Source organism: Sulfurimonas sp., assembly GCF_027056685.1.
GTDB lineage: Bacteria > Campylobacterota > Campylobacteria > Campylobacterales > Sulfurimonadaceae > Sulfurimonas.
The window spans coordinates 1-18,136 of the sequence record NZ_JALUKE010000109.1 but is presented as its reverse complement, the minus strand read 5'-3'; the positions used below and the strand labels follow the sequence as shown (position 1 = coordinate 18,136).

At 34.5% G+C, this 18,136-nt stretch carries 21 protein-coding genes; 18 read left to right on the top strand and 3 right to left on the bottom strand.

Annotated elements, in window-relative coordinates; genetic code table 11:
* Positions 1 to 6 precede the first annotated feature (6 nt).
* On the bottom strand, positions 7 to 2,184 hold the full coding sequence (gene flhA, locus MVY38_RS04780) for a flagellar biosynthesis protein FlhA (protein ID WP_297484020.1): 2,178 nt from the start codon (positions 2,182 to 2,184) through the stop codon (positions 7 to 9).
* A gap of 7 nt (positions 2,185 to 2,191) precedes the next feature.
* A complete protein-coding gene (locus tag MVY38_RS04775) occupies positions 2,192 to 2,596 on the bottom strand; it encodes an Rrf2 family transcriptional regulator (RefSeq protein WP_297484019.1) in 405 nt (134 codons plus the stop codon).
* A gap of 151 nt (positions 2,597 to 2,747) precedes the next feature.
* On the opposite strand from MVY38_RS04775, the gene rpsO reads away from it, so the two are divergent.
* Together rpsO and MVY38_RS04765 are read left to right on the top strand one after the other, a co-directional pair.
* Complete coding sequence (gene rpsO, locus MVY38_RS04770; RefSeq protein WP_297484018.1) at positions 2,748 to 3,023, top strand: 30S ribosomal protein S15; 276 nt, start codon at positions 2,748 to 2,750, stop codon at positions 3,021 to 3,023.
* 118 nt (positions 3,024 to 3,141) lie between these two features.
* Complete coding sequence (locus MVY38_RS04765) at positions 3,142 to 6,039, top strand: EAL domain-containing protein (RefSeq protein WP_297484017.1); 2,898 nt, start codon at positions 3,142 to 3,144, stop codon at positions 6,037 to 6,039.
* A gap of 20 nt (positions 6,040 to 6,059) precedes the next feature.
* Here the strand turns inward: MVY38_RS04765 and kdsB are convergent, their stop codons facing one another.
* A complete protein-coding gene (gene kdsB, locus MVY38_RS04760; protein WP_297484016.1) occupies positions 6,060 to 6,776 on the bottom strand; it encodes a 3-deoxy-manno-octulosonate cytidylyltransferase in 717 nt (238 codons plus the stop codon).
* A 56-nt stretch (positions 6,777 to 6,832) separates the two neighbouring features.
* On the opposite strand from kdsB, the gene MVY38_RS04755 reads away from it, so the two are divergent.
* The 16 genes from MVY38_RS04755 to MVY38_RS04680 all read left to right on the top strand — a co-directional run.
* Positions 6,833 to 7,528, top strand: a complete 696-nt coding sequence (locus tag MVY38_RS04755; protein WP_297484015.1) for a methyltransferase — start codon at positions 6,833 to 6,835, stop codon at positions 7,526 to 7,528.
* Positions 7,516 to 7,896 carry a YkgJ family cysteine cluster protein gene (locus tag MVY38_RS04750; RefSeq protein ID WP_297484014.1) on the top strand — a complete coding sequence of 127 codons (381 nt, stop codon included), beginning with the start codon at positions 7,516 to 7,518 and terminating at the stop codon, positions 7,894 to 7,896. The genes MVY38_RS04755 and MVY38_RS04750 overlap by 13 nt, the downstream gene beginning before the upstream one ends.
* The gene (locus MVY38_RS04745) at positions 7,889 to 9,184 is read left to right on the top strand and encodes a hypothetical protein (RefSeq protein WP_297484013.1); all 1,296 of its coding nucleotides are present in this window, start codon (positions 7,889 to 7,891) and stop codon (positions 9,182 to 9,184) included. The genes MVY38_RS04750 and MVY38_RS04745 overlap by 8 nt, the downstream gene beginning before the upstream one ends.
* A complete protein-coding gene (gene trpC, locus MVY38_RS04740; protein WP_297484012.1) occupies positions 9,181 to 9,972 on the top strand; it encodes an indole-3-glycerol phosphate synthase TrpC in 792 nt (263 codons plus the stop codon). The genes MVY38_RS04745 and trpC overlap by 4 nt, the downstream gene beginning before the upstream one ends.
* Positions 9,972 to 10,316 carry a hypothetical protein gene (locus tag MVY38_RS04735; RefSeq protein ID WP_297484011.1) on the top strand — a complete coding sequence of 115 codons (345 nt, stop codon included), beginning with the start codon at positions 9,972 to 9,974 and terminating at the stop codon, positions 10,314 to 10,316. Before trpC ends, MVY38_RS04735 begins: the two co-directional genes overlap by 1 nt.
* Before the next feature lie 3 nt (positions 10,317 to 10,319).
* Positions 10,320 to 11,417 carry a succinyl-diaminopimelate desuccinylase gene (gene dapE / locus MVY38_RS04730; RefSeq protein WP_297484010.1) on the top strand — a complete coding sequence of 366 codons (1,098 nt, stop codon included), beginning with the start codon at positions 10,320 to 10,322 and terminating at the stop codon, positions 11,415 to 11,417.
* A 2-nt stretch (positions 11,418 to 11,419) separates the two neighbouring features.
* Positions 11,420 to 11,830 carry a thioredoxin family protein gene (locus MVY38_RS04725; protein ID WP_297484009.1) on the top strand — a complete coding sequence of 137 codons (411 nt, stop codon included), beginning with the start codon at positions 11,420 to 11,422 and terminating at the stop codon, positions 11,828 to 11,830.
* Positions 11,827 to 12,219 (top strand): RidA family protein, encoded by a 393-nt coding sequence (locus tag MVY38_RS04720; protein WP_297484008.1) that lies wholly within the window; start codon positions 11,827 to 11,829, stop codon positions 12,217 to 12,219. The genes MVY38_RS04725 and MVY38_RS04720 overlap by 4 nt, the downstream gene beginning before the upstream one ends.
* Before the next feature lie 94 nt (positions 12,220 to 12,313).
* On the top strand, positions 12,314 to 12,622 hold the full coding sequence (gene rplU, locus MVY38_RS04715) for a 50S ribosomal protein L21 (protein ID WP_297432707.1): 309 nt from the start codon (positions 12,314 to 12,316) through the stop codon (positions 12,620 to 12,622).
* A 162-nt stretch (positions 12,623 to 12,784) separates the two neighbouring features.
* Complete coding sequence (gene rpmA / locus MVY38_RS04710; RefSeq protein WP_297432704.1) at positions 12,785 to 13,042, top strand: 50S ribosomal protein L27; 258 nt, start codon at positions 12,785 to 12,787, stop codon at positions 13,040 to 13,042.
* A gap of 151 nt (positions 13,043 to 13,193) precedes the next feature.
* Complete coding sequence (obgE, locus tag MVY38_RS04705; RefSeq protein ID WP_297484007.1) at positions 13,194 to 14,294, top strand: GTPase ObgE; 1,101 nt, start codon at positions 13,194 to 13,196, stop codon at positions 14,292 to 14,294.
* Positions 14,295 to 14,299: 5 nt separating this feature from the next.
* Positions 14,300 to 15,070 carry a glutamate 5-kinase gene (proB, locus tag MVY38_RS04700; RefSeq protein WP_297484006.1) on the top strand — a complete coding sequence of 257 codons (771 nt, stop codon included), beginning with the start codon at positions 14,300 to 14,302 and terminating at the stop codon, positions 15,068 to 15,070.
* Positions 15,067 to 15,978 (top strand): methionyl-tRNA formyltransferase, encoded by a 912-nt coding sequence (gene fmt / locus MVY38_RS04695; protein ID WP_297484005.1) that lies wholly within the window; start codon positions 15,067 to 15,069, stop codon positions 15,976 to 15,978. The genes proB and fmt overlap by 4 nt, the downstream gene beginning before the upstream one ends.
* Positions 15,959 to 16,594: a biotin--[acetyl-CoA-carboxylase] ligase gene (locus tag MVY38_RS04690; protein ID WP_297484004.1), complete on the top strand. Its 636-nt coding sequence runs from the start codon at positions 15,959 to 15,961 to the stop codon at positions 16,592 to 16,594. Before fmt ends, MVY38_RS04690 begins: the two co-directional genes overlap by 20 nt.
* Positions 16,591 to 17,373, top strand: coding sequence for an AAA family ATPase (locus tag MVY38_RS04685; RefSeq protein ID WP_297484003.1), 783 nt, complete (start codon positions 16,591 to 16,593; stop codon positions 17,371 to 17,373). Before MVY38_RS04690 ends, MVY38_RS04685 begins: the two co-directional genes overlap by 4 nt.
* Before the next feature lie 27 nt (positions 17,374 to 17,400).
* A partial coding sequence (locus tag MVY38_RS04680) for a ParB/RepB/Spo0J family partition protein (protein WP_297484002.1) occupies positions 17,401 to 18,136 on the top strand: 736 nt, incomplete at its 3' end.

The following is an 18,136-nucleotide window of genomic DNA, read 5'->3' as shown; positions in this document are numbered from 1 at the left end:
TTTAGTTTATTCTTCTGTTTGTATGGCTATAGAGCCCATAACCTCAAATGTAGCACTTGCATCAATCTCTGCATGAGAAAGTGTAACCACATCAAGAGAAAATCTCTCAAATATTTCAGCAACACTACGACGTATTTGTGGATCAACTATGATGATTACCGGTGATATTCCTTTTTGTAAAACTTCTGTTGCTTTTTGGCTGGTTGCTTGGATGAGCGCATTGATTTCCCCTACATTTAAGAGAAGGTTTCTTACCCCATCTTGTTCTTGAGATTTTTGTAGTAAAAGCTGTTCTGTTTGCGTGTCAAAAGTCAATAATCGTATAACACCGTCCTCTCCTGCATACATTTGTGTGATGACGCGTGAGAGTTTTGCTCGTACCTGTTCAGTGATAAGGTCTACATTTTTTGTAAACTCTGCAATGTCTGCTATGGTTTCTAATATTGTAAGCATATCTTTGAGCGGAATTTTCTCATGAAGTAGGGCTTTTAATACGCGTTGAATAAGACCAATAGAAGCAACTTTAAGAACATCATCAATAATAACAGGATAATCATCTTTGATTTTATCAATAAGAGATTGTACCTCTTGTCGCGTTAGTAACTCTTCGGCGTTGCGTTTGACAAGTTCGCTCATGTGTGTAGAGATAACGGTTGCAGGATCTACAACTGTATAGCCGTTGATGATGGCATCCTCTTTTTGTTCTGGAAGTATCCAGATTGCATCAAGTCCAAAGGCAGGCTCTTTTGTAGCTTCGCCTTGAATCTCTCCTGTAGCCATTCCACTATCCATTGCCAAAAATTTATCAGGATTGATAATTCCCTCTCCGATGCTGATTCCTTTGAGCAAAATTTGGTACTGGTCTGGTTTAAGGTGAAGATTATCTCGTATGCGCACTTGTGGCATTAAAAATCCAAAATCACTGGCAATTTTTCTACGCATGGAACGGATACGCTCTAGTAAATCGCCACCTTGAGAGCTGTCTGCAAGTTTAATAAGCTGATACCCAAGAGTAAGTTCTAACATCTCTACTTTTAAAATATCTTCAAGAGCGCTCTCTTCCTCTTTTGCTATCTCTTCATTTGTTTTTTGTGGTGCTATTTTCTCTTTCTCTTCTTTGAGTTGCTCTTTTGTTTTGTTTCCGACAATATCTTCTATGTTAAGTATATGTAATTCCCCTTTTTCATATTTGTAAATTGACCAACCAAGAAGTGCAAAAAGTCCACCAACAAATGCCATAGATGCCGTTGGAAGTCCTGGAACAAGAGCAAAAAGCAGCATAATAAAGCCTACAATCATCATTATTTTTGCATTCCCGACCATCTGGTTAATGGTTCCCTCTGCAAAGTTCTCACCATCACTGGAAGAACGGGTAATCATAATACCCGTAGCCGTTGAAATAATAAGAGCAGGAACCTGACTCACAAGTCCATCACCAATAGTTAAAAGTGTAAATGTCGAAGCACTTGCTGATATGTCCATGTCGTATTGGAAAACACCAATAAGAAATCCACCGATGATATTGATAAGTGTAATGACAATTCCGGCAACTGCATCACCTTTGACAAACTTTGAAGAACCATCCATTGCTCCATAGAAGTTGGCATCTTGTAAAATCTCGGCACGGCGTTGTTTTGCCTGTGCATCATCTATTAGTCCTGCGTTTAGATCGGCATCAACTGCCATCTGTTTTCCAGGCATAGAATCAAGGACGAAACGAGCAGCAACTTCTGCAACTCTGGTCGAACCTTTTGTGATAACCATAAAGTTAATAAGAACTAGAATGGAGAAAACAATAATACCAATAACATAGTTTCCACCGACCACAAAGTCCCCAAAACTGGTAATAACACTACTGACATGTTCTGGTCCTTCATTTCCATGACTTAAAATCATCCTTGTCGTAGCAATATTAAGTGAAAGCCGAAAGAGTGTTAAAATAAGAATAAGAGTAGGAAAAGTAGTAAGGTCAGTAGGTTTTGGTACATATAAAGAGATAAGTAAAATTAGGACAGAAAGTGCTATGGAAATAGTAAGCAATACATCTAAAACTTCAGAAGGTAAAGGAACAATTATGATGGCTAAAATAGTCATAACAAAAATAACAACACCTAAATCTCTGTTGCCCAATACAAAGTTCATAGAAGTGCCGATTTTTTGTTTAGTAGTGAGTTTTTTTGCCATGTTTATCTTAATCTTTGAGTATATCTTCTAAAGTTATTTCTGCTAAAAAGAGGTCTATTTTTCCTTGTAATTTGTTTAAAAATGGCCATAAAGAGCAGATGTGTGCTCTCTCGGAGGGACAATCTTCTTGTGAAGGTGAACACTCAAATACGGCAGGACCTTTGCCCTCAACACAAGTCATTACACCAAGCATATCAATTTTCGCTGGCTCTTGATTAAGTAAAAAGCCTCCATTGACGCCTTTATATGATTTTAATATATTTTGTTTAGCCAAGGATTGCAAAATTTTTGCTAAAAAGCTTTTGGAAATTGAGAGCTCTTTTGAGAGTGTGTCACTATCTATTGGCTCTGTTGCAGATGATATAAGTATGAGTGAAAGTATCGCGTATTCACTAGCTCGTGTTATTAGCATATGTTTAAATCTTTGTTTTTATTTAAGTTGAGTATTTATTATAACTAAATTAAGCATAAAAGAAATTAAAGAAAGTTTTAGATATAATCGCATTTCAACTTTTAGTGCAATGGCATTTGAGTTAGATTATTATACCCATCAGGAGGCTATTATGGCTTTAGATTCGGCTAAAAAACAAGAAATAGTTGCGAAATATGGTCGCAAAGAAAATGACACTGGTTCAAGTGAAGTTCAAATTGCACTTTTAACTACAAGAATTGTAGAATTAACAGAACATCTTAAAGTTTTCAAAAAAGATCACGCGTCTCGTTTAGGACTACTTAAACTAGTTGGACAACGCCGTCGTTTAATGAAATATTTCAAAAGAACTAACAAAGAAGCTTACGCAAAACTAATCGAAGATTTAGGTATTCGCGATAACATCTAAGTTCTAAACTTTTCTTCCTTACAAGTCCTTATTTATGGGACTTGTTTTCTCCCGTTAAAATTTCATATATTATTTATTAAAAAGTGTTCCTTAAGTTTTTTGCTTGTACCATTGTTATATGCAAAGTATTAGTCATGACTATGAAAACCGAGACTTCTTACAATTATTTATAATTTCACATGAAATTATTGACTCTTCTTCACTTCTTATACAAATTTTTACAGATATAAATGAGGCTGCGTTTATAAAACAACTTCTTAGTGATCTCAATACTTTTTTCTCACATGCCAAGATTATAGGTACAACTACAGATGGACAAATAGCAGATGCTGAGGTCTCTCTAAACGCAGCGCTTATAAATTTTACATATTTTGAAAGAACTTCTCTTGAAGTAGCATATCACATACATGATGACCAAGGTTTTTCCAGCGGTAGGGCATTGGCACAAGAGCTTATACAAAAAGATACGCAAGCACTTATAAGTTTTGCAACTTGTTATAACACTTCAGGTGAAGAGTATTTACAGGGAATCAGTAGTATAAACAAAAATATAGTAATTTCAGGTGGTATAGCAGCTCACGGTGCAGCGAATAAGAGTACATATGTCTTTACAAAAGATAAAGTTTTTGCAAAGGGTGCAGTAGCTGTTTCTTTGAACTCAAAAACATTACATGTTTACACAGACTACAGTTATAACTGGTCTCAAATAGGTGTTGCCCTTAGCATTACAAAGGCAGTAAATAATCGTGTTTACACCATAGGTAAACGCAGTGCTTATGAAACTTATAAACATTATCTTGGAGAAGATATAGCCAAGGCTCTTCCTGCTAGTGGAACAGAGTTTCCTCTTATAATAAACAGGGGCGGTTTTTTGATTTCACGAGCTGTGAGTGAAGTACATTCTGATGGTAGCTTGAGTTTCGCTGGAGCTTTTCAAGATGGAGACATCGTAGAGTTTGGGTATGGTTATATTAAAAGTATTCATGCAAAATCCACACAAATCGCACAAAATGTTGCACAAAAACCAGTAGAAGCTATTTTTATATACTCCTGTTTAGCACGGAGACATTACCTCAATGATGATATTATAAATGAGTTGCTTCCACTTGCAAAGATTGCGCCTACGAGTGGATTTTTTACTTATGGAGAGTTTTATACAGCAAAGAAAAAAGAGTTTTTAAATCAAACAATGACACTTCTTGTTCTGAGTGAAGATGAACAGGTAAATAGTAAAAAACAGATTAATAAAATCTCTAAAGAGTTTACGCATCAGGCTATCTCTATCAATGCATTGGCGCACTTGATTAATGTAGTGAGTGCAGAGATGACAGACAACAGAAGGATTTTACAAAATCAAAAAGATGCTTTTGAAACACTTTTTGAAAAATCAGCAGAAGGTATATTGGTTCTTGCTGAGGATAGATTTGTAGATTGCAATGAAACTGCATACAAAAGTTTAGGATACCCTTCAAAAGAGAAACTCCTTAATGCTGCACCTTATGAAGTCTCACCTGAATACCAGCCAGATGGAAGGTTGTCTATGGAAGCTGCAAAAGAGTATATTGCCGCTGCAGAGCGAGGAGAAGAACAGCAGTTTGAGTGGGTACATCTGAAATATAATGGAACTCCGAGTTGGTTTGAGATAAAGCTTGCACCAATAGAGATAGAACACAAAAAATATGTGTATGCCTCTTGGAGAAATATTCAAGAGAGAAAAGAGATGCAGGAGAAGCTTTACCATCAGGCAAATCATGATGGGCTTACAGGACTTGCAAATCGAAATCTCTTTTATGACAGGTTAGAACATGCAATTTCTTATGCAAAAAGGGATGGGCTAAAGCTTGCACTTCTTTTTATAGATTTAGATATGTTTAAAGAGATCAATGATTCTCTTGGACATGATATGGGAGATGTGCTTTTACAAGAAGTTGCACAAAGACTAACGCACCATACCAGAGCAGAAGATACTGTTGCAAGAATTGGTGGCGATGAGTTTACAGTGATGATGGAAAATATTAAAGATTTGAATGTTGTTGTGCAAAAAGCACAGAATATTTTAACAGAAATCGTACAGCCATATATTTTTGAAAAACATACATTTCATATCTCATGTAGTACTGGTATTAGTATTTTTCCTGATGATACAGAAATTTTAGGTGATTTGGTAAAATATGCAGATACGGCAATGTATAAGGCAAAACAAGAGGGAAGAAACAGAGGATGGTTCTACTCTGATGAGATGACACAGATAGTCTCTTATAAAATAAAAATAGAAAATGGCATACGAGAAGCCCTGAAACATAACTATTTTGAGACCTACTATCAGCCTGTTGTAGATGGCAGAAGTGGGAAAATAGTCGGAGCTGAAGCACTTATACGATGGAATGGTACGCACAATGGCATGCTATTTCCTGATGAATTTATTCCCATTGCTGAGCAGAGTAATCTGATAATTGAGATAGACAACTGGATGATGCAGAGTGCTATGGCACAGTTTAGTCAGTGGTACAAAGAGGGAAAAAATCCGGGTGTCTTGTCGCTTAATTTAGCTATAAAACAGTTGGAAAATTCTCACTATTTAGAACATTTACAAAAAGTTATGCAGATGTATGACTTTAAACCAGAGTGGCTGAAGCTTGAAATACTTGAGAGGCAGGTAATGCAAAGACCACAAGAAAATAATGAAGCACTCTCAGAGATAAAAGCTTTAGGTGTATCTTTAGCTATTGATGATTTTGGGACAGGTGAATCCTCCTTTTTATATCTCAAAAAATTTCCAATTTCTCAAATTAAGATTGATAAATCTTTTGTTCTAGATATGAATGAAAATCCTGATAGTAAAGAGATAGTTAAAGCTATCATTGCCCTTGGAAATGCTTTGAATCTTGAAGTTTTAGCAGAAGGTGTTGAGACAAAAGATGATAAAGAATATTTATTGGAAAATAGTTGTTGTCTGATGCAGGGGTATTATTTTTCTAAGGCTGTAAAAGCGGTGGAGTTTGCAACTTTGTTATAATAAAAACTCAAATAGAGATATTATAAAAATATCTCTACCGCTCTTGCTAAATCCTCTTTCGTGTCAATCCCAAAACCTGTACTTGCTACTTTTACCATAGCAATTTTCTTTTGATGATAAATTGCACGGAGCTGTTCTAGTTTTTCAATGTCCTCTATAGGTGCATCGCTGAGGTTGCAGAACTCTTTTAGACTCTTTTTTGAAAAGCCGTAAATACCGATATGTCCGAAGTAAACTGCTTCTCCACTTTGGTTATGGGGAATTTTTGCACGAGAAAAGTAAATAGCATTACCCTCGGCATCGAGCACTACTTTTACAAGGTTTGGGTCAGTTGCTGCCTCTGCGTTTATAGAGTTGTAGCAACTTCCCATAATGAACTCTCTTTGGCGCGTTTGGAGTTCTTTTAGTTTGTTCATGAGTGATTTGACAACATCAGGCTCAATAAAAGGCTCATCTGCTTGGACATTAATGATAAGCTCATCATCACTCAAATCAAGGAGTGAAGCACACTCATAGATTCTATCTGTTCCACTTTTATGTGTTGTTGAAGTAAGCATTGCATCGATGCCATACTCTTTACACTTTTTGATGATAATCTCATCATCAGCCGCAACAATAACTTTGTCTAAATGTGCAACTCTTTTTGCAGTACGCACAACCATAGGAAGTCCGTCAATTTCAGCGAGTACTTTTTGTGGAAAACGCGTTGATGCGAGTCTTGCAGGAATGATAATCATTGTAAATAAACCTTTATGATATAATTGCAACATTATAACCCAAGGGACTTTAATTAATGCTTCTTTATCAGCCACAATCAGGCTACTGTTACAACAGTGATTCTATTTTTCTTTATGATTTTATCAATTTTTTTAAACCAAAAGGGAAACTCTTAGATGTTGGAACAGGGTGTGGTGTTGTAGGCTTGTTAGTAGCACGAGATAATAAAAAAGTAACTTTAGAGGCGGTGGAAAAACAGGCTGCGTTTAGAGAATATGCCAAAATAAACGCAAGGGTAAATAATATTGAGTTGCGTTTATATGCAGGTGATTTTTTAGAGCTTGATAATTCAGAAAAATATGATTATATTATCTCAAATCCTCCTTTTTATCCTGATGGAGTGCAAAAAAGTGAAAATGAGATGCTTTTTCATGCCCGTTATAATGTAAACCTTCCACTTGAACCATTTTTTAAAAAAGTTTCACAACTTTTAAAGCCGCATTCTCATTTTATATTTTGTTATGATGCTACGCAATTTGCTCTTATTTGTGAACTCTTGGCAAAAGTGAAAATGAGAGTAGTGGATGTGCAGTTTGTGCATCCAAAGAGTGATAGAAACGCTTCATTGGTAATGGTTCATGCAAGAAATGGCTCAAAATCTATGTTAAAAGTGTGGGCACCGTTTATTAGTTTTGAAGGCGATGAACCTTCACCAAAAGTTCAAGAGATATATAAAAAAGCAAATACACAGAGTATAAAATGTCAAATATAATAAAAAAAGAGGGCTATCCATATAGCTTCAACACAGATGCCTGCGCAACATGCGAAGGACGCTGCTGTACTGGTGAAAGCGGTTACATTTATGTTAGTAAAAATGAGATTGAAAATATCGCTTCTTTGCTTGAGATGGAGGTTAACGATTTCAGGGTAAAATACCTTTTTCAAAAAGGTTATAAATTTTCAATAAAAGAGCAGAAGTTTAACGACTCCTATGAATGTGTTTTTTATGATAGAGAATCAAATGGCTGTAAAATATATATGGCAAGACCATCTCAGTGCAAAACTTTTCCTTTTTGGGACTATTTTAAAACGCGGGTAGATGAATTAAAACAAGAGTGTCCAGGAATTATTGATGATTAAAATTATTACTATTATATTATTATCGCTTACTTTTATCTCATGTTCGACGCAACATGTGCCAGTAAAAGCAAATGAAAAGGCTTTTGAGGGTGAAGATACTTATATTTTATTTGCTCTTCGTGCAGAACAGATACGAGATTATAAGAGTGCTGCTATTTTGTTTGAAAAACTCTATAAAAAATCTTCAAAAAAAGAGTATCTTTATCGCTCTTTAGAGGATGCTTTAAAAGCTGGTGAATATAAAAATGTCATTGCCCGTGTTGATACTTTGAGTCAAGACTCTTTAGCAGATGCGAAGTTAGTGAGATATAAAATCAGGGCTTTAATAAAGCTGCCTGCACTTGATAGAGCAAAGAAGCTTGCTGTATCTCTTGCTGCTAAAACAAAAGAGGCTGATGACTATCTTTTGGCTAGTGATGTATTTATAAAGAAAAAAGAGTATAACATGGCACTGAAATATCTCGATAGTGCTTATGTTCAAAACTATAATGAAAAGATCTTAGATAAGATGGCTATTATACTGTATGTAAATTTACATAGAAAGAAAGATACTATTGCTTATTTGGAAACACATACTCGTATTAATGGTTGCTCGAAGCTTATCTGCAACAGGCTTATAGGTATTTATAGTCATGAAAATAATATAGATGGGCTCTTATCTACATATAAGCGACTCTATAATGTAGATAAAAGTGAAAATGTTGCACAAAAAATTATACAAATTTATGCCTATAAACGAGATTATATTCAACTTATGAATTTCCTTGAAGAGAGTGGGGCGGATGATGATGTCTTGTTGCAACTTTACATTACAGGTAAAGATTATGATAAAGCTTATAAATTGGCAGATAAACTCTATGCAAAAACTGCAGATGTAAAATATTTAGGGCAGGGTGCTATTTATGAATATGAGAGTCATGAGAACAATATCTCTAAAAAAAGAGTTACAGATGTAGTAAAAAAACTTGAAGATGTTGTAGCTCAGACACAAAGTCCTTTGTATGAAAATTATTTGGGTTATATTTTGATTGATCATAATGTTGATGTTAAAAAAGGAATGGCATATATTGAAAATGTTTTAAAGAAAAACCCTGATTCCGCATACTATTTGGACTCTTTAGCATGGGGATATTACAAGCTAGGAGAGTGTAAAAAGGCTGAGAAGATTTTCAGACGCATTGCAACACTTGAAGGTGGCGATAATCCAGAAGTAATTAAACATATAGACGCAGTAAAAAAATGTTTAAATAAATCCTATAAAACGAAAAAGGTAAGAAAGCAAAAATGATTTTAGATGATATTATAAAAAAGACGAAAGAAGATTTAGTAAAACGAGAAAAAGAGTTTTCACTTGACTGGTTAGGACGCTCTTTAGCATATAATGCAAGACAGCCTAGAGAGGTTATTCTTTATCTTAAAGCTACAGAAGAGGACCCTTATAGAATTATATCTGAAGTAAAAAAGGCATCACCTTCAAAAGGTGTTATTCGTGAAGATTTTGATCCTTTGGCTATTGCACAGAGTTATGAAAGAGGTGGGGCTAGTGCTATTTCTGTTTTAACTGAACCACACTTTTTTCAAGGTTCTTTAGATTATCTTGCAGGTATTAGAAGATATGTTGGGATTCCACTGCTTAGAAAAGATTTTATTATCTCAAAATATCAGATTTTAGAAGCACTAGTATTTGGAGCAGATTTTATACTTTTAATTGCAGCAGCACTGAGTAAAAGTGAGCTAAAAGAGTTACTTAACTATACGAGACATCTGGGAATGGAAGCACTTGTTGAGGTGCATGATAAAAAAGATTTAGTAAAAGCTATTTATGCTGGTGCAGACATCATTGGAATAAATCATAGAAATTTACAAACTTTTGAAATGAATATGAACCTTTCGTATGAGTTGATGCCTCTTATTCCAAATGGAAAAATTATTGTGGCTGAGAGTGGTATTTATGAGCATGGACAGCTTGAAGATTTGAGTAAAGCTGGTGTAGATGCCTTTTTGGTTGGCGAATCTTTAATGCGTCAAGATGATGAAGAAGCAGCTTTAAAAAAATTAAAATATGGAGAGATATAATGAAAAAAATCATTTTAGTGACATTGGTTGGTATAAGTTTGTTTTTTGCTGGGTGTACGCAAGAGACACAAAATAAGATAGGGCGTTCTTTGCAAAATTGGACGGGAAGTAATGGAGTTTTAGATATTTATATGGGTGGTAAACTTGTAAAAAGATTTATTAAAGTTGGAAAGTTAACTACTGCAACAAGTACAGATGGAAGTAATTCTAGAGATTATAGATATGGCTATGGTTATCTTGATACAAATCAAAACTTTCGCGTGGATAAAGGAGAGAAAAAGCTCTATTTTGAAATAAGTAACTACTCTACTCCATATATTTTTTATGAAAATCCAGTGGATTAAGTTTTGGAACTTATAGAACTTTTTAAATATCTTATAAATTCTAAAAGTGAAACACCGAATGATGGTGGAATTTTAAATTTTATGGAAGATTATCTTGAGGGTTTCAGTGCGATTAGAATTGATGTAGAAGATGTAAAAAATCTTTTTATTTATAAAAAATTTGGTGAAGGTGAGCATCTCTGTTTTGCGGGGCATGTTGATGTTGTCCCTGCAGGAGACGGCTGGGATAGTGATCCTTATATTGCAACACAAAAAGATGGCTATATTTATGGGCGTGGTGCGCAAGATATGAAAAGTGGTGTTGCTGCGTTTACTCAGGCTCTAAAAGAGGCAACTGCGTTTAGGGGAACACTCTCTTTACTATTAACCTCGGATGAAGAAGGCGATGCTATAAATGGGACTGTGAAAGTTTTAGAATATCTTAAAGAAAAAGAGATGTTACCAGATGTTTGTGTCGTGGCAGAGCCTACCTGTGAAGAGAATTTTGGTGATGCTATAAAGGTGGGACGACGAGGCTCTATAAATGGATATATCACGATAAAAGGAAAGCAGGGACATGCTGCATACCCCGAAAAAGCAATAAATCCTATTCATCAAATAGCACAGGTGCTTGGAGAGATGGCAGGTGTTGATTTAGATAATGGCGATGAGTATTTTGCTCCTTCAAAGTTTGTCGTTACAGATATTCGTGCAGGAATGCAAGTAACAAATGTAACTCCAAATGAACTTAAAATGATGTTTAATGTAAGAAACAATACAAAAACAACACAAAAAGAGGTTCGAGCATTCGTAGAGAAGTATTTGAAAGATTTTGACTATGAGTTGCGTTTAACGCAGGGTTCGTATCCGTTTAAAACGAATACAGATACAAAACTTGTTAAAAATATTGACGCAGCCATTGAAAAAGTGACAAATAGAGTACCAAAACACTCAACAGCAGGTGGAACAAGCGATGCACGCTTTATTGCTGCGTTTGGAATTGATGTCATTGAATTTGGTGTAAAAAATGATACAATTCACTCTGTAAATGAGAGAACAACTTTAAAAGAAGTCCAAGAGTTACATCAAGTGTTTAAAATTTTAATAGAAGAGTGGAGATAAATATGAGAGCTATTTTTGTGTTATTGCTATTTATTGGTTCTTTACAAGCTGTTGAGCTAGGTTGGTCACATAATTATCAAAAAGGATTGAAAGAAGCTGCAAAAACTCATAAGTTGGTGTATGTTTTGATTACTTCAGATAGTTGTGGTTGGTGCCGAAAATTTGAGCGTACAACCTTACAAATTAAAGCAATAAAAAAGAGATTGCATAGAGAATTTATTACTATTCATCTTTCACGAGATAGAGATAAAATTCCTGCAAAGTTTAAAACTGCACCAATTCCAAGGCACTACTTTGTAGATGCAAAAGGGAACATTCTTTACGCTACTTTAGGGTATAGAGATGAAGAGATGTTTAACTCTTTTATGGATAATGCAGAAGAAAAATATCAAGAAAGCAGGGAGAAAAAATGAAATTTATACAAACAAATAAAGCGCCATCAGCGATAGGACCATATTCACAAGCAACTGTAGTAAATGGTATGGTTTACACTTCAGGACAGATTGCATTAACACCAGAAGGTACAGATGAACTTTTAAGTAAGGATGTGGGTGTACAAGCAGTAAGAGTTTTAGAAAATTTAAAAGCAGTGCTTGAAGAGGCTGGAAGTTCAATGGATAGTGTTATAAAAACAACTATATTTTTAGCAGATATGGACTCTTTTGCAGTAGTAAATGAAGTGTATGAAAAAGCATTTGGTCTACATAAGCCAGCCCGTTCAACTGTTGCTATAAAGACTTTACCTAAAAATGCGCTTGTAGAAATTGATGCTATAGCACTTGTAAATGGTTACTCTTTTTAAAAAGTCTTCAAGATTAAACATAAATTAAAACTTAGTTAGGTATAATTCCGAACTTTTTGTAGAAATACAACCTAAAAATATTTAAGGACCATAGATGTACGCAATTATTAAAAATGGTGGTAAGCAGTATAAAGTTCAAGAGGGTGATATATTATCTTTAGATAAAATGTCTCTTGAGCCAGAAGCTACTATCGAAATCAAAGAAGTTCTAGCTGTAAATGCTGGAGAACTTAAAATGGGAGCTCCATATGTAGATGGTGCTGTTGTTACTGCTGAAGTTATCAGTGAAGGTCGTGATAAGAAAGTTATCACTTTCAAAAAGCGTCGTCGTAAAGATAGTAAAGTAAAGCGTGGTTTTAGAAGAGACTATACTCGTGTTAGAATTACTAAAATAGCTGCATAAGTTATTTAAAGAAGTTTATTAACTAAAAAGCAACTAGTTGCGTGAGCTTTCTGCTTAAGAAAACTTAGCGTTAGCGTAGCTAAAGGGACTTTGTTCCTTTTGCGTAATAAAATAAATAAGAGGTTCCCTTAAAATTGGGAACCAATTTTAAGGAGATTAGAGATGGCACATAAGAAAGGTCAGGGTAGTACACAGAATAATCGTGATTCGGCTGGTAGAAGACTTGGTGTAAAGAAATTTGGTGGTGAAGCAGTAATTGCTGGTAATATCATCATCCGTCAACGTGGAACTAAAGTTCACCCAGGTAAAAATGTTGGTATGGGAAAAGACCATACAATTTTTGCTTTAGTTGATGGTACTGTTGCGTTTGAGAGAAAAGATAAAAAACGTCAACAAGTTTCAATTATACCTGCTGCATAGTTCTACAACTGTTTAGGCTTTTATGCCTAAGCAACTCTTTCTTTCGGATTTTTCCAAAAAATAAATTTTTAAATATTTAATAATGTAACTATTTTATAATAGTCTATTTTTAAATATTTATGCTTCCATAAAAGCAAACCAAGGATAAATAATGTTTACAGATAGTGTCGAATTAACAGTCTCATCAGGAAAAGGTGGGCAAGGGTGTGTGGCATTTCGTCGCGAAAAATTTGTACTCAATGGTGGTCCAAATGGTGGTGATGGTGGCAAGGGTGGAGACATCTGGTTTAAATGTGATAACAATACACATACACTCTCTCATTTTCAAAGAAAAATGCATATAAAAGCAGATAATGGTCGTCCTGGTGAGGGTTCAAACTGTACCGGTAAATCGGGTGCGAAAAAAGTGGTTATTGTACCACCTGGAACACAAATTATAGATAGTGAAAGTGGAGAAGTACTTTTTGATATGCTCAAACATGGTCAAGAAGAGAAATTTCTTGAAGGTGGTAAAGGTGGACTTGGAAATACACACTTTAAATCTCCTACAAATCAAAGACCTACTTATGCACAACCGGGTGAAAAAGGGCAAACAAGAGATATTAAATTAGATTTGAAGCTTATAGCTGATGTTGGTTTAGTAGGCTTTCCAAATGTCGGTAAATCTACACTTATTTCTACTGTTTCAAATGCAAGACCAGAGATAGCAAATTATGAATTTACTACGCTTACTCCAAAATTAGGTCAAGTAAACATAGGAGATTATGAATCTTTTGTTATGGCAGATATTCCTGGAATTATTGGTGGTGCTCATGAAGGTAAAGGGCTTGGAATTAAGTTTTTACGCCATATTGAGAGAACAAAAACACTTCTTTTTATGATTGATTTAGCTTCATATCGAGATCTGAAAGAGCAAATAGAGACACTTAAAAATGAAGTTGCATCATTTTCTGACAAACTTGGAACTTCAAGATATGCTATTGCACTTACTCGTGTTGATATAGTTGATCCAGATGAACTAAATAAAAAAATTAATTCTTTTATTGAAATGTTAGGTCTGAATCCAACTAAAAAAAGTGAATTTGATTTCGATGCAGAACTCCCCTATTTCATACAAGAGAGTGCAGATGAGACATTGGGATATGATGTTGAGAAACCTTACTTTATTGTTCCTATATCATCGGCTATAAATAAAAATATAGAACCTTTAAGATATTCACTTTTTAATTTAGTGCACCAAACTAGAAAGTAGTTTTTGTGAAACGCGTTGTAGTAAAAGTTGGTAGTGCTGTTTTAACTCAAAATGGTGAAATTGCGCTGAAACGAATGCAGGCATTAGTAGACTTTTTGGTAAAATTACAAGAAAAATATGAAGTTATTTTAGTCTCATCAGGTGCTGTAGCTGGTGGATATACAAAGCTAAAACTTGATAGAACAATTGTCTCCAATAAACAGGCACTAGCAGCTATTGGTCAGCCAGTTCTGATGCAAAAATATGCAAGTAAATTTGCCAAATACAAACATGTGGTAGCACAAGTTTTGGTAACAGCAGCAAATTTGAAAAAAGAGGATGATATTTTAAGAGTTAAAGCGACTGTTGAGACTTTAATAAAAAATAGTGTAATTCCTATAGTCAATGAAAATGATGCCACAGCAACAGATGAACTTGAAGTAGGTGATAATGATCAGCTCTCTGCTTATATTACCAATCATACAAATGCGGATATGTTGATAATTCTTTCAGATATAGATGCTTACTACAATAGTGATCCTCGTGAAAATGTTAATGCACAGGTAATTAAAAAAGTAGAAAACATAGATAAAAAAGAGCTACAAAAAGATGTAAATCCAAATAATATTTTTGCCACTGGTGGAATTGTTACAAAATTAAAAGCAGCAGAATATCTGCTAAATGCAGATAAAGAGATGTTTTTAGCGAGTGGATTTGATTTGAGTGATGTAGAGAGTTTTATGCTTGATGGTAAGCATAAGGGTGGTACAATTTTTACAAAAAAGGCTAATAGATGAATGTAGTATTTATGGGAACACCCGACTATGCAGAAAAAATTTTACAAAAACTGCTCGATACGAAAGATATAAATGTAACTGCAGTTTATACCCAGCCTGATAAACCCGTTGGACGAAAAAAAATAATGACTGCTCCGGTTGTTAAAACTTTAGCAATGAAATATAATGTACCGGTTTATCAACCAACAAGATTGCGTGATGAAGAAGTAGTAGAAGAGTTTAGAACAATTGATTGTGATTATATTGTTGTTGCAGCGTATGGACAAATTTTACCTAAAGAGATTCTTACTTATGCTCCTTGTATTAATCTCCATGCTTCTATTTTACCTCACTATAGAGGGGCAAGCCCTATTCAGCAAGTTCTTTTAAATGGAGAACCTCAAACTGGTGTAACAGCTATGCTTATGGATGAAGGACTTGATACTGGTGCTATTTTAAAGGTAAAAACTATAGATGTAGCTGATGATGAGATGGTTGAAGAACTGTTTGATGCGCTTACTGATGTTGCTACTGATTTAACTATTGATGTTTTAGAAAATTTTTCTACTTTAACTCCTATAGAGCAAGATGAAACACAGGCAACGCATTGTAAAAAGATTACTAAAGCTGACGGTGAAGTTGATTTTGATGATGCTGTAGAGCTTTTTAACAAATATAGAGCATTTACTCCTTGGCCTGGAGTTTATCTCTCAAGTGGTTTAAAGTTAAAAAAAATAGCACTGCAAGAGAGAGAAAAAGAGTTTGATGAAGCTGGTAAAATTATAGCGATAGATAAAGATAGCATAGTTGTGACTTGTAAGCGTGGTGCAATTAGAATTTTTAGAGTACAACCAAACTCCAAAAAAGAGATGGATATTATTTCTTATATAAATGGTAAAAGAGTTGTACTTGAAGATACTCTCTCTTAAATCTATTGATTCAACACAATTATATCTTAAAAAATCAATACTATTAAAAGAGCTAAATGCTCCAGTAGCAGTTATAGCTCAAGTACAAACGCAAGGAATAGGGAGTAGAAATAATTCTTGGATTTCAAAAGAGGGAAATCTTTTTCTCTCTTTTGCTTTACCATTAGAAGATTTGCCAAGAGATTTAAAGTTAGAGTCTGCATCTATCTATTTTGCATCTATTTTAAAAGAGACATTGTCTGCGTTTGGCTCCGAGGTATTTTTAAAGTGGCCAAATGATTTTTATATAGGTGAGAATAAAATTGGTGGAATGATAACTACTGTTGTAGATAAAACTATAATTTGTGGTGTTGGTATCAATCTTATTTCTTCCGTCGAAGAGTTTTCAAAATTAGATATAGATATAGATAAAAAAGCTTTATTAGAGACTTATTTTCAAAATCTTGAAAAAAAGTTTTTATGGAAGCAAGTTTTTAGTAAATATAAGTTAGAATTTTACACAAATAAAAAGTTTTTTACACATAAAGATGGTCAGAAAATTTCACTTCAAAGAGTGAAACTAGAAGATGATGGTAGCATAAGTATTAATGGTGAGAGGATATATAGCAGACGATGAGTGAAATAATTGTAATTGCAAATCAAAAGGGTGGGGTAGGTAAGACTACTACTGCTGTTAATTTAGCTGCTTCACTTGCTGTTGCAGAAAAAAAAGTACTTTTGATAGACTCGGATCCACAAGCGAATGCGACAACATCACTTGGTTTTCATAGAAATGATTATGAATTTAATATATATCATGTATTGATTGGGACAAAAAAACTTAAAGATATTATTTTAAAATCTGACCTGCCAACACTTCATCTTGCTCCATCAAACATTGGACTTGTTGGAATTGAAAAAGAGTACTATGATGCAGATAAAGCACGAGGTCGGGAATTAGTTCTTAAAAAAGCTATTGCAAATATACAAAAAGAGTATGACTATATTATTATTGATTCCCCTCCTGCGCTTGGACCTATGACAATAAATGCACTCTCAGCAGCAAATTCAGTTATTATTCCTATTCAGTGTGAATTTTTTGCACTGGAGGGTTTGGCACAGCTTTTAAATACTGTGAAGCTTGTAAGAAAATCAATCAATCCAAAATTGGCTGTAAAAGGTTTTTTGCCGACAATGTTCTCTTCTCAAAATAACTTGTCTAAACAAGTGTTTGCCGATTTGCGTCAACACTTTAAAGGAAAGCTTTTTAAAGATGAAGCAGATAAATACATCGTAGTACCACGAAATGTGAAACTTGCGGAGTCTCCATCATTTGGTAAGCCTGCAATTCTTTATGATGTAAAATCAACTGGCTCCATAGCCTATCAACATTTAGCACAAGCTATTATTAAATAATTTTCAGTTTTTTAAGGAGCTGTTGTAGTGAAAAGTCAAAAATTAGGTAGAGGTCTTGATGCACTTTTAGGTGAAATAGATGAAGCGTACGATAACGAAGGCACGCAGCGTGATGAAATTTTAGAAATTCCACTTAAAGAGATTAGACCTAATCCTTTTCAACCAAGAAAATCATTTAACGAAGAATCTTTACAAGAACTTGCAGAGTCTATAAAAAATGATGGTTTACTGCAACCTGTCGTTGTCACAGAAGATATTGATGGCTATATTTTGATTGCTGGTGAGCGAAGATTTCGTGCATCTAAATTAGCAAAAATGAAAGAAATCCGTGCAATTGTTCTCAATAGTGATGAGCATAAAATGCGCCAATTTGCACTTATTGAAAATATTCAAAGAGAAGAGTTAAATTCTGTTGAGTTGGCAGAAGCATATAATGAACTTTTAAAACTACATGAAATAACACATGAGGGTCTCTCTGCGATGATTCATAAAAGCAGAGCGCATATTACAAATACACTGCGTTTACTTCAGCTCTCAAAGATGACTAAAAAAGCTTTGATAGAGCAGAAAATAACTGCTGGACATGCAAAAATGCTTGTTGGATTGGATGATAAACAGCAGCAACTAATGGTGAACTCTATTATTGGACAAAAATTGAGTGTTCGTGATACAGAGAGTATGATTAAAAGCATAAAAGAGCAAAATCAAGTAGATGAAGCATCACAAAATAAAGCTTCAGTTTCTAAAACTTATGATTTCTCAA

Coding starts and splice junctions, on each gene's coding strand:
- flhA (WP_297484020.1), bottom strand. CDS start 2,184: ATGGCAAAAAAACTCACTACTAAACAAAAAATCGGCACTTCTATGAAC.
- MVY38_RS04775 (WP_297484019.1), bottom strand. CDS start 2,596: ATGCTAATAACACGAGCTAGTGAATACGCGATACTTTCACTCATACTT.
- rpsO (WP_297484018.1), top strand. CDS start 2,748: ATGGCTTTAGATTCGGCTAAAAAACAAGAAATAGTTGCGAAATATGGT.
- MVY38_RS04765 (WP_297484017.1), top strand. CDS start 3,142: ATGCAAAGTATTAGTCATGACTATGAAAACCGAGACTTCTTACAATTA.
- kdsB (WP_297484016.1), bottom strand. CDS start 6,776: ATGATTATCATTCCTGCAAGACTCGCATCAACGCGTTTTCCACAAAAA.
- MVY38_RS04755 (WP_297484015.1), top strand. CDS start 6,833: ATGCTTCTTTATCAGCCACAATCAGGCTACTGTTACAACAGTGATTCT.
- MVY38_RS04750 (WP_297484014.1), top strand. CDS start 7,516: ATGTCAAATATAATAAAAAAAGAGGGCTATCCATATAGCTTCAACACA.
- MVY38_RS04745 (WP_297484013.1), top strand. CDS start 7,889: ATGATTAAAATTATTACTATTATATTATTATCGCTTACTTTTATCTCA.
- trpC (WP_297484012.1), top strand. CDS start 9,181: ATGATTTTAGATGATATTATAAAAAAGACGAAAGAAGATTTAGTAAAA.
- MVY38_RS04735 (WP_297484011.1), top strand. CDS start 9,972: ATGAAAAAAATCATTTTAGTGACATTGGTTGGTATAAGTTTGTTTTTT.
- MVY38_RS04725 (WP_297484009.1), top strand. CDS start 11,420: ATGAGAGCTATTTTTGTGTTATTGCTATTTATTGGTTCTTTACAAGCT.
- MVY38_RS04720 (WP_297484008.1), top strand. CDS start 11,827: ATGAAATTTATACAAACAAATAAAGCGCCATCAGCGATAGGACCATAT.
- rplU (WP_297432707.1), top strand. CDS start 12,314: ATGTACGCAATTATTAAAAATGGTGGTAAGCAGTATAAAGTTCAAGAG.
- rpmA (WP_297432704.1), top strand. CDS start 12,785: ATGGCACATAAGAAAGGTCAGGGTAGTACACAGAATAATCGTGATTCG.
- obgE (WP_297484007.1), top strand. CDS start 13,194: ATGTTTACAGATAGTGTCGAATTAACAGTCTCATCAGGAAAAGGTGGG.
- fmt (WP_297484005.1), top strand. CDS start 15,067: ATGAATGTAGTATTTATGGGAACACCCGACTATGCAGAAAAAATTTTA.
- MVY38_RS04685 (WP_297484003.1), top strand. CDS start 16,591: ATGAGTGAAATAATTGTAATTGCAAATCAAAAGGGTGGGGTAGGTAAG.